8 protein-coding genes and 5 pseudogenes are annotated in these 10,803 nt (G+C 62.3%); 9 read left to right on the forward strand and 4 right to left on the reverse strand.

Annotated features, from left to right (window positions below):
- Positions 1-333: 333 nt before the first annotated feature.
- Positions 334-1,413, forward strand: a pseudogene (locus BG842_RS19855) (thioredoxin domain-containing protein); the annotation flags it as partial.
- Between the two features lie 27 nt (positions 1,414-1,440).
- On the opposite strand, the pseudogene BG842_RS28015 reads toward BG842_RS19855, so the two are convergent.
- Positions 1,441-2,711, reverse strand: a pseudogene (locus tag BG842_RS28015) (thioredoxin domain-containing protein); the annotation flags it as partial.
- A gap of 390 nt (positions 2,712-3,101) precedes the next feature.
- Between BG842_RS28015 and BG842_RS19870 the strand changes: the two are divergent.
- From BG842_RS19870 to BG842_RS30170, 6 genes and pseudogenes are all read left to right on the forward strand, one after another.
- Complete coding sequence (locus tag BG842_RS19870; protein ID WP_069452144.1) at positions 3,102-3,530, forward strand: hypothetical protein; 429 nt, start codon at positions 3,102-3,104, stop codon at positions 3,528-3,530.
- Between the two features lie 69 nt (positions 3,531-3,599).
- Positions 3,600-4,888 (forward strand): annotated as a pseudogene (gene purD, locus BG842_RS19875) (phosphoribosylamine--glycine ligase).
- A gap of 69 nt (positions 4,889-4,957) precedes the next feature.
- Complete coding sequence (locus BG842_RS19880) at positions 4,958-5,254, forward strand: helix-turn-helix transcriptional regulator (RefSeq protein WP_069452145.1); 297 nt, start codon at positions 4,958-4,960, stop codon at positions 5,252-5,254.
- 81 nt (positions 5,255-5,335) lie between these two features.
- On the forward strand, positions 5,336-5,851 hold the full coding sequence (locus BG842_RS19885; RefSeq protein ID WP_007982790.1) for a DapH/DapD/GlmU-related protein: 516 nt from the start codon (positions 5,336-5,338) through the stop codon (positions 5,849-5,851).
- A 113-nt stretch (positions 5,852-5,964) separates the two neighbouring features.
- Entirely contained in the window at positions 5,965-6,162 is a 198-nt protein-coding gene (locus BG842_RS19890; RefSeq protein ID WP_007982788.1) for a DUF5800 family protein, read from the forward strand.
- A 42-nt stretch (positions 6,163-6,204) separates the two neighbouring features.
- Positions 6,205-6,342 carry a hypothetical protein gene (locus BG842_RS30170; RefSeq protein ID WP_007982786.1) on the forward strand — a complete coding sequence of 46 codons (138 nt, stop codon included), beginning with the start codon at positions 6,205-6,207 and terminating at the stop codon, positions 6,340-6,342.
- Positions 6,343-6,470: 128 nt separating this feature from the next.
- On the opposite strand, the gene BG842_RS19895 is transcribed toward BG842_RS30170, so the two are convergent.
- On the reverse strand, positions 6,471-7,688 hold the full coding sequence (locus tag BG842_RS19895) for a proteasome-activating nucleotidase (protein ID WP_069452146.1): 1,218 nt from the start codon (positions 7,686-7,688) through the stop codon (positions 6,471-6,473).
- 143 nt (positions 7,689-7,831) lie between these two features.
- Here BG842_RS19895 and BG842_RS28020 point away from each other — a divergent pair.
- Positions 7,832-8,092 (forward strand): annotated as a pseudogene (locus BG842_RS28020) (MarR family transcriptional regulator); the annotation flags it as partial.
- A gap of 119 nt (positions 8,093-8,211) precedes the next feature.
- Positions 8,212-9,114, forward strand: a complete 903-nt coding sequence (locus tag BG842_RS19900; RefSeq protein WP_254663322.1) for a hypothetical protein — start codon at positions 8,212-8,214, stop codon at positions 9,112-9,114.
- A gap of 30 nt (positions 9,115-9,144) precedes the next feature.
- Here the strand turns inward: BG842_RS19900 and glmM are convergent, their stop codons facing one another.
- Positions 9,145-10,509 (reverse strand): phosphoglucosamine mutase, encoded by a 1,365-nt coding sequence (gene glmM, locus BG842_RS19905; RefSeq protein ID WP_069452147.1) that lies wholly within the window; start codon positions 10,507-10,509, stop codon positions 9,145-9,147.
- A 47-nt stretch (positions 10,510-10,556) separates the two neighbouring features.
- Positions 10,557-10,803 (reverse strand): annotated as a pseudogene (locus BG842_RS19910) (MFS transporter); the annotation flags it as partial.

Below are 10,803 nucleotides of genomic sequence, written 5' to 3' on the forward strand. Positions count from 1 at the left end.
ACTTCGGAATTTCGGATGCGCGGTCGGTTACGATGAGTGGTGGGAAACCACGACATCGAAGTTGTGAACCGCCGATGACCGCCGTGGTCACCCACGATGACGCGACTGACGAGGCCGCATAGCGAAACGATCTTCTCGAAAATCGACAGCAATGATCACACTGAATCGTACCGATTGGTACTGTAGCCTCACAGAGAATACTGTAATTCCATGAAATATACTGAAAGCTACTAAGAAATCACAAAATATACTATCTTTTACTATCACATCGGAAACCGGCTCGTATCGAATGAATCCCCATCTTTACCTCTCCCAAACCACTGCTAGATAGATATGACCGCGCCCACCGAGCGAAATCGACTCGACGAGGAGGAGAGTCCATATCTCCGCCAGCACGCCGACAATCCGGTGCATTGGCAACCGTGGGACGACGCCGCGCTCGAAGCCGCGAAGGAGCGGAACGTACCCATCTTCCTCTCCATCGGCTACTCGGCCTGCCACTGGTGTCACGTGATGGAAGAAGAGAGTTTCGAGGACGAGGACGTCGCGGAACTACTGAACGAGCACTTCGTCCCGATAAAGGTGGACCGGGAGGAACGCCCGGACATCGACGCAATCTACATGAGTATCTGCCAGCAGGTCACCGGCGGCGGCGGGTGGCCGCTGTCGGCGTGGCTGACGCCGGACGGGAAACCGTTCTACGTCGGGACGTACTTCCCGAAGCGCTCCCAGCAGGGGCGGCCGGGGTTCATCGACCTCCTCGAAAACGTCAAAAACACGTGGCAGGAGAACCCGGAGGAGATGAAAAACCGGGGCGAACAGTGGACGGACGCCATCGAGGGCGAACTGGAATCCACGCCCGAGGCGGACGACGCCCCCGGCCCGGAACTGCTCGGAAGCGCGGCCGAAACAGACCGTCCGCACCGCCGACCGCGAGTACGGCGGCTTCGGGCGCGGCGGACCGAAGTTCCCACAACCGGCGCGACTCCACCTGCTCCTCCGAGCGTACGACAGGACCGGCGCGACCCAGTTACCGCGATGTGGCGGTCGAGGCGCTCGATGCGATGGCCGACGGCGGCATGTACGACCACATCGGCGGGGGATTCCACCGCTACGCGACCGACCGGAAGTGGACAGTGCCGCACTTCGAGAAGATGCTGTACGACAACGCGGAACTGCCGCGCGCGTACCTCGCGGGGTACCAACTCACGGGTGACGAGCGATACGCCGAACTCGTCCACGAGACGTTCGCGTTCCTCGAACGCGAGATGCGGCCACCCGGAGGGCGGCTTTTACAGCACGCTCGACGCCCGGAGCGAGGACGAAACGGGCAACTACGAGGAAGGACCGTTCTACGTCTGGACGCCGAGCGACGTGTACGAAGCGGTGGAAGACGAACGCGACGACGACATCGACACCGAAACGAAGGCGGATATCGTCGCGCTCCTCGCGCGCTTCGAACATCGAGTGGCGGGCGTCAGCGAGTACGTCCCGAACCTCGTCCTCGGACACGTCGTACTTCTCCGCGAGGTCCGGAACGTCCGTGGTCAGGGTCAACACAGTCTTTCCCTCGAAGTTGCCCGATTGCGTGACGCCGTACCGTTCACAGACGATATCCGCCTTCGTTTCGGTGTCGATGTCGTCGTCGCGTTCGTCTTCCACCGCTTCGTACACGTCGCTCGGCGTCCAGACGTAGAACGGTCCTTCCTCGTAGTTGCCCGTTTCGTCCTCGCTCCGGGCGTCGAGCGTGCTGTAAAAGCCGCCCTCCGGGTGGCGCATCTCGCGTTCGAGGAACGCGAACGTCTCGTGGACGAGTTCGGCGTATCGCTCGTCACCCGTGAGTTGGTACCCGCGAGGTACGCGCGCGGCAGTTCCGCGTTGTCGTACAGCATCTTCTCGAAGTGCGGCACTGTCCACTTCCGGTCGGTCGCGTAGCGGTGGAATCCCCCGCCGATGTGGTCGTACATGCCGCCGTCGGCCATCGCATCGAGCGCCTCGACCGCCACATCGCGGTACTGGGTCGCGCCGGTCCTGTCGTACGCTCGGAGGAGCAGGTGGAGTCGCGCCGGTTGTGGGAACTTCGGTCCGCCGCGCCCGAAGCCGCCGTACTCGCGGTCGGCGGTGCGGACGGTCTGTTCGGCCGCGCTTCCGAGCAGTTCCGGGCCGGGGGCGTCGTCCGCCTCGGGCGTGGATTCCAGTTCGCCCTCGATGGCGTCCGTCCACTGTTCGCCCCGGTTTTTCATCTCCTCCGGGTTCTCCTGCCACGTGTTTTTGACGTTTTCGAGGAGGTCGATGAACCCCGGCCGCCCCTGCTGGGAGCGCTTCGGGAAGTACGTCCCGACGTAGAACGGTTTCCCGTCCGGCGTCAGCCACGCCGACAGCGGCCACCCGCCGCCGCCGGTGACCTGCTGGCAGATACTCATGTAGATTGCGTCGATGTCCGGGCGTTCCTCCCGGTCCACCTTTATCGGGACGAAGTGCTCGTTCAGTAGTTCCGCGACGTCCTCGTCCTCGAAACTCTCTTCTTCCATCACGTGACACCAGTGGCAGGCCGAGTAGCCGATGGAGAGGAAGATGGGTACGTTCCGCTCCTTCGCGGCTTCGAGCGCGGCGTCGTCCCACGGTTGCCAATGCACCGGATTGTCGGCGTGCTGGCGGAGATATGGACTCTCCTCCTCGTCGAGTCGATTTCGCTCGGTGGGCGCGGTCATATCTATCTAGCAGTGGTTTGGGAGAGGTAAAGATGGGGATTCATTCGATACGAGCCGGTTTCCGATGTGATAGTAAAAGATAGTATATTTTGTGATTTCTTAGTAGCTTTCAGTATATTTCATGGAATTACAGTATTCTCTGTGAGGCTACAGTACCAATCGGTACGATTCAGTGTGATCATTGCTGTCGATTTTCGAGAAGATCGTTTCGCTATGCGGCCTCGTCAGTCGCGTCATCGTGGGTGACCACGGCGGTCATCGGCGGTTCACAACTTCGATGTCGTGGTTTCCCACCACTCATCGTAACCGACCGCGCATCCGAAATTCCGAAGTGGTCAATTTCTTAGGAAATCCAACAACTCATGTGCGTCGCTGGCGTACTGTGATGACATGTCCGAAACAGGCATCGACGAGGAGTTCGCGGAAGAGATAGCAACGACCTGTCGGACGGGAATCGGAGACACTCTCCGGAGCGCCATTCACTTCACGCCGGACGGATTTGACCTGCTGTATCTCCGAACCGACCTGTACGGCGGGGACCGCGAGCTGGCGAAGGAACGAAAGAGCGTCTTCGTGGAGAACGAACGACTCGGCTTCGACACCCACGAGACGTACAGACGGCTCGCGGACGAGGGGTTCGAACCGGCCATCGGCGAGTATGAACTCACCATCCGCGCCTTCTCGGACGGCTTCGTCAGTCGCGTCATCGTGGGCGACCACGGCGTGCTACTGACGAGCGACAGCCTGCACATCGCGGACTTCGAGGACGTCGCGGTGTCGCTCCGCACGATGCTGACCGACCGATTCGGCCCGGAATGAACACGAACATGTATACTTTACCACTGTCAAACGACAACGTTTACACCGCTGTGCGCACATCGTGCCCACATGAGTGAGACCGTACTGCTGGTGGGTGGCGGCGGCCGCGAACACGCCATCGCCCGAGCGTTGGCCGACAGCGACACCGACCTCTACGCCTGTGCAGGCAACCGGAATCCCGGAATCGCCCGTCTCGCGGACGGCTTCGAGACGCTGGAGACGACGAACACGACGGCCGTCGTCGCCTACGCCGAGGAGGTCGGCGCGACGCTCGCCGTCGTCGGCCCGAGGGACCGCTCGCCGCGGGTGTCGCGGACGCGTTGGACGAGGCCGGAATCTACGCGTTCGGTCCCCACGCCGACGAGGCGCGCATCGAGACGGACAAGGCGTTCCAGCGTCGGTTCATGAAGGAACACGACATCCCTGGCTGCCCCGACTTCGAGACGTTCGACGACATGGAGGCGGCCTGTGAATTCATCGACGAGTACGACGGCGACCTCGCGGTCAAACCCGCCGGGTTGACGGGCGGCAAGGGTGTCAAAGTCATCGGCGACCAAGTGACAGACGAGGTGGCGAAGGCGTACCTCCGCGACAGCGACTACGACCGCGTGGTGCTCGAAGAGCGACTCGTCGGCGAGGAGTTCACCGTGCAGGCGCTCGTGGCGAACGGTCAGTTGCGCGTCACACCCGCGATTCAGGACCACAAGCGCGCCTACGAGGGCGACGAGGGTCCCAACACGGGGGGCATGGGGAGCTACAGCGACGCGGGGCTCGAACTCCCGTTCATGACGGAAGAGGACTACCACGAGGCCGTCGAAGTGCTGAAGGAGACCGTCGCGGCGTTGGACGACTACCGCGGTGTCCTCTACGGACAGTTTATGCTCACGGCCGATGGCGTGAACGTCATCGAGTTCAACGCCCGATTCGGCGACCCCGAGGCGATGAACACCCTGCCGGTTCTGACGACGGACTTCCTCGACGTGCTCGTCGCGGCACGCGAGGGCGACGACTTGCCGAAACTTTCCTTCGCGCCGGAGGCGACCGTCTGTAAGTACGCGGTGCCTGACGGGTATCCGACCGACCCTGAAGCGGGAGCGAAGGTGAAAATAAGCGAGGAGAACGCGGGCGAGGCCATCCTGTTTTACGCCAGCGTCGACGAACGGGACGACGGAATTTACACCACCACGTCGCGCTCGTTCGCCGTCGTCGGCCGCGGCGAGTCAATCGCGGACGCCGAAACAATCGCCGAGGACGCCCTGTCGGTCGCTGGCGAAGAGGGACTGCACATGCGCCACGACATCGGGACCGAGGAACTCGTACAGCGACGGATCGACCACGTACAGGCACTGCGTAACTGATCGTAACGACCACACTACGGGACCGTCAATCGGCCCATACTCAAGCCGTTACATACGGACAGATATTGTATGAAACGAGAGCTGAACACGGACGAAATATTCGAGGCACTGGGGCATCGTCAGCGTCGGTATGTCCTCGACGTCCTCTTGAACTGCGACGGTGCGACGACCGTCTCCGAACTCGCCAACAAGACGAGTTCGAAAACCGACCGTCAGGTCGACCGTATCAAAACCGGCCTTCTTCATTCCCACCTCCCCCGTCTGGAAGGGATGGGAATCGTCGAATTCGACCGCGACGACGGTACGGTAACACCGACCGCCGCCGTCACCGACCTCGAACCGTTCTTCGAACTGATAGACTGCTAGTGGCTGCCGTGGAATGGTATTCGGTGCTCCGTAGACCGAGAGAAAGGTAGGTTCAAGCTAATTCGAAAGCAAGTCGATGTCGTGAGCGACGACACGACCCGGCGCCACGAGCGAATCGCGCACCACACGACGCCCGGTGGCCTGAACTCCTTGCAGTACTGGACGAACGCCCGGAGTCCGCTTCGGGTTGCGATACACTACCTCGTCATCTGGCTCGTTCGGATCAATCCGAGCCTTCGGTTGAAGAGCTGGCTCCTCCGAAAAATCGGCGTCACGGTCGGCCGCGGGGTGTCGTGGGGACTGGAATCGACGCCCGACGTGTTCTGGCCCGACCTCATCACCGTCGAGGACCACGCCATCATCGGCTACGACGCGACCATCCTCTGCCACGAGTTTCTGCAGGACGAGTACCGAACCGGCGAGGTCGTCATCGGCGAGCGCGCCATGATCGGTGCTGGCGCGATTATCCTCCCCGGCGTCGAAATCGGTGCGAACGCACAGGTCGCGGCCAATTCGCTGGTGACGCGGGACGTGCCGCCGGGCGCGACCGTCGCGGGCGTTCCCGCGACGGAGATGTCGAGTGAAACCGTGGAGTAATCGTCCGACGAACGAGTGCCGACGATTCCGCTCCACCGATTTCCGCTCTCCGCGCTTCGTCTTCCTGGCCGCGTTCTGTAGCTTTTTTACCTGACCGTGGCGAACGCCGTGGTATGACCACGCTCTCGTTCGATGACGAAGGTGTCGATGTCGTCTACGAAGGAACCGAATTTCGTCTTTCCAAGGACCTCATCGAGGAGGCGACGGGGAAATCCTACTACGACGTGACCGACCACCAAGTCCTCCGTATCGTGGAGAAGGACCCCGCGATAGGCGGGCAGGCCCGCCGAATCGGCGACATCCTCCGCTGACCACTCCGGTAGCGTTTAGACGGGGGAGACGAAACGTTCGGTATGAACCTTCCCGCCGATTTCGAACACCCCGCATGGATGACCGCGGCGAGCACGGTCGGCTCGTACCTGCTCATTCTCGTGTCGATGACGATACTGCTGTTCGGCGTTCCCTACGCACTTTTTACGGCGCTGGTGTAAATTGGGGTTCCTCGACGAGCGTTGTGACTCCGGAGCTGACGAGCGCGACGAAAACGAAATGAGAAAAACCGAACCGCAACTGTGTTACAGGAAGCTTTGAGTCCGGAGACCGGAGGAGGCTGACCGACTCAGGCGAACGTCTTGGACACTTCGTCGTTCTCTTCTTCTTCTTGCTCTATCTTCTCCCGGGCGTCAACGAAGTCCTGCATCCTGATTTCGGTGCGGTCGTCGCGGATGGCGAACATCCCGGCCTCGGTACAGATGGCCTTGATATCGGCACCGCTTGCGTCGCCCGTCTCGACGGCGAGTTGTTCGTAGTCCACGTCGTCCGCGATGTTCATGTCGCGGGTGTGGATGCGGAAAATCTGTTCGCGGCCTTCCTCGCCGGGGTTCGGGACTTCGATGAGGCGGTCGAAGCGGCCCGGGCGAAGGATGGCGCGGTCGAGCATATCGAAGCGGTTGGTCGCCGCGATGATGCGGATTTCGCCGCGGTCCTCGAAGCCGTCCATCTCAGAGAGCAACTGCATCATCGTGCGCTGGACCTCGGCGTCACCGGACGTCTTCGAGTCGGTACGCTTCGACGCGATGGCGTCGATTTCGTCGATGAACAGCACGGCGGGTTCGTGCTGTCGGGCGACTTCGAAGAGGTCGCGGACGAGTTTCGCGCCCTCGCCGATGAACTTGTGGACGAGTTCGGACCCAGCCATCTTGATGAACGTGGCGTCGGTCTGGTTGGCGACAGCCTTCGCCAGCATCGTCTTCCCGGTTCCCGGCGGGCCGTAGAGGAGGACGCCGCTCGGCGGCTCGATACCGACCTTTTGGAACATGTCGGGATTTTCGAGCGGCAGTTCGACCGTCTCGCGGACCTCGTTCATCTGCTCTTCAAGTCCGCCGATGTCCTCGTAGGTCACTTCGGGGCTCTTCGTGACTTGCATCACGCGAGCGCGAACGTCGGTTTCGTCGTCCAGCGTCTTCACGATAGAGAGGGAGTTATTCACGGCGACGCGCGCGTCGGGGTCGAGTTCCTCGCGCATCTCCTCGGTCACTTCCGTGACTGCCTCTTGGTTGTTGCCGTGCTGTTTGATGATAACGCCTTCGTCGGTAATCTCCTGTACCGTGGCGACGAACAACGGCGACTGCTTCAGCTTCTTGTTCTCGTGGGTGAGCCGTTCGAGTTTCTGCTGATACTTGTTGTTCTCTGCGTTCGCATCGAGAAGCTTGTCCCGCATTTCCTCGTTCTGTGATTCGAGGACGTCGAGACGTTCTTGGAGAGCCTCTATTTGTTCCTGTTGGGACGTACTCTCCTCGTCGTAGGGGAGTTCTACGTCATCCACAGTATCGGTCATCAACTCGGGATAAGGGCCTGTATCTTAAGAGGCTTCGGGTGACCGACCTGTTGCTACACCGCAACCACACGTGGATTTTAATTCCTTACAGTAATAAGAACGAACAGGAAATATTATTACCCTGTATTCAAAACGGACATGTGATGAGCGCCCCAGAGCTTTCACGAACGACCGAAAACCGGCTGCAAGACGTGGATTCGACCGCGGCCATCCGCGACCTGCCGCCGAGCGCGAAGCTAGTCGCAAAGGTATTGGAGTACAACGAGACGATGACCCAGAGCGAACTCGCGGACGAGACGCTGCTCCCGCCGCGAACCGTCCGCTACGCGCTGACCCGTCTCGAAGACGAAAACCTCGTGGACTCGCGGTTTTCCTTCTCCGACGCCCGAAAACGCCTGTACACGCCGCCGTCGCCGACGCCTACGACCGCGCTACGCACCTGCTCGACCGCTACGAGGGGAAGGCGACCGGAACCGGTGACTTCCAGGCTTTCGTCCAGTTCCAAGGGCAGTTCGCCGACTTCGTGGAGAACCTGCCCGACGACTTGCCCGCGCGCGAGGCGTTCGAACGGGCTGAAAACGCCATCGACAAACGTCGGCTGAGCGAACGCGATTTCGAAAGCGGACGGAGCGCCCTTTCGCCCGCCGAAGATATCGTCGCCCTCTCGGACGAGCGAAACGAGGCCCGCAAGCGCTACCGGGACGCCCGGCACACCGTCTCACAACGGGTAACGGAACTTGAGGAGCGAATCGCGGACCTCGAACGACTCCGAGAACTCGGCGACGCCGACTTGGACGCCCCGACGGAACTGCTTCGGGAACCCATCGACGCCGCCAACGACGCCATCACCGAGGCGTTCGAATCGTTCACTCACGACGAGAACGTCCGCGAACTGATAGAATTCCTCGCCGCGACCGAACACTATCCTCTCATCGAGTTCCAGCCACCGCCGGACGAACTCCGCGCGTACCTCCTCGACAGCGACGCCGGGGACCTCACCCTCCCCGAACTGCTCGAATACGCGCACTACTCCCGGTCGAAACTCGACCACTACGTCGCTGACCCCGCGGCGCTGAAGCGTGCCGTCGCCACGAACGAGACGTACCTCGACCGTCTCGGTCCCGAACCGCTCACCATCGACTGGCCGCCCGCCGCCGCGAACGAACTCCGCTGGTGGTGCGACGAGGCGATTCGCGTCGCGGACCGCTTCGCACCGCCGGAGGCCATCACGCGGCTCCGCGAGGTGGAACGACTCACCCGCGACGACGACTTCGAACGCCTCCGCACCGCCGCACGAGCGCGCTCGGAACTCTCCGACGAGGAGCGCGACCGACTCGCCCGCGGCGACGTGACAGACGAACTCGAACGGGCGCAGGAGCGAAAAGACACGCTCTCTGACGCGCTCGACGAGTATCCCTCGCGGTAGGGTAGTTCGAGTCGAAAAAACGAACCGCGCTCAGACGTTCGCTTTGGCCGCGCGAAGCGCTGTTTCCATCTCTTCTGCGAGTTCTTCGGCGCGGTGGCGTTCGCGCGCCTCGGCGTAGATTCGAACCATCGGTTCCGTCCCGCTCGGGCGGGCGAGGACCCACGCGTCGCCGAAGTCCAGTCGGTAGCCGTCGCGGGTGTTGAGTTCCGCGTTCGACTCCTCGGCCTCTCGCTCGGCGGCGGCGAGGAGCGCGTCCTGTTCCGCGTCCGTCGTGTAGGAAATGTTCGTCCGAACGTTGTAGTAGCCGTTGTACGGTTCGACGATGGCGCTCGCGCGCTCGTCGGCCAGCAGTTCGAGGAACTTCGCGGCGGTGTACGCGCCGTCGCGGCTCAATCGGTAGGTCGGGAAGAAGACGCCGCCGTTGCCCTCCCCCGCGACGGGGACGGACACGCCTTGGTCCTCCAGCTCTCTGATTCGCGTGATGATGTTGGTGCTTCCGATGGGCGTCAGTTCGAGCCTCGCGCTCGTCGCGTGTGCGACATCGACGAGGCGCTGTGAGACGTTGACGGCGGAGACGACGGCGTCGTCGGGTTCGAGTTGTGCGGCGGCGAGCGCGGCGAGCGTGGCGTCTCCCTCGATGTACTGGCCGTTCTCGTCGTAGAAGATGGCGCGGTCGGCGTCGCCGTCGTGTGCGATGCCGACGTCCGCGCCGCTTGCTTCGACCAACCGGCCGAGGTCTGCGAGATTTCCGGGGACGGGTTCGGGGTCACGACCGGGGAAGTGGCCGTCGGGTTGGCTGTTCGTCGTGACGACGGTACAGCCGAGTTTGCGGAAGAATTCGGGTGAGGTGAGCGATCCGGCCCCGTGTCCGGGGTCGAGCGCGACGGTGGGGTTCGCGTCGGCGATTCGGTCCCTATCGATGGATTCGAGCAGTTGCGAGACGTACCGCTCGCGGGAGTCCTCGATGAGGTGGCTGTGACCCGTCTCGCTCCAGCGAACCTCTTCGAACTTCTCGGTGAGGAACTTCTCTTCGACTCGTTCGAGGCTGCCGACGGCGAGTTCGATACCGTCGTCGCCGATGAGTTTCACGCCGTTGTACTCCGGCGGGTTGTGCGAGGCGGTTATCATCAACGCGGGAACGCCCTCGCTTTCGGCGTACGCCTGTGCGCCGGGCGTCGGAATGACGCCGAGTCGGTCCACGTTCGCCCCGACGCTCGCCAACCCGCTCGCGGCGGCGTCCGCGAGCATGTCTCCCGTGGCTCGCGTATCCCGTGCCAGCGCGATTCGGTCGGTGCGCCAGACCGTCCCCGCCGCCTTCGCGATTTTGAGCACGAACTCGGGGGTTAGTTCGTCGTTGGCGACCCCTCTCGTCCCGCTCGACCCGAACACCTTCATGTGGGGGCGTGGGGTTTCTGCCTTCAAAGAGATTCCGAATACGGGTGCTACTCCGCCTCAGCGCGCTGTCCGGTGGCTGATTTCACCGGCGACTCCCAGCCGAGGACGGCGAGCGACCCGACCACGAGTACGCCGCCCGCGACCGCCAGCGCGGTGAGCGGGGAGGCGGCGTCCGAAAGCAGTCCGCTCCCGAGTTGGAAGGGGATGACGGTCAGCGAACTCACCATCGCCAGCGCGGACAACACCGTCGCCCGTCCGAGCGTCTCGATGCGGTCGTTGACGTATTGGGACGCC

The organism is Haladaptatus sp. W1 (genome assembly GCF_001723155.1).
Lineage (GTDB): Archaea > Halobacteriota > Halobacteria > Halobacteriales > Haladaptataceae > Haladaptatus > Haladaptatus paucihalophilus.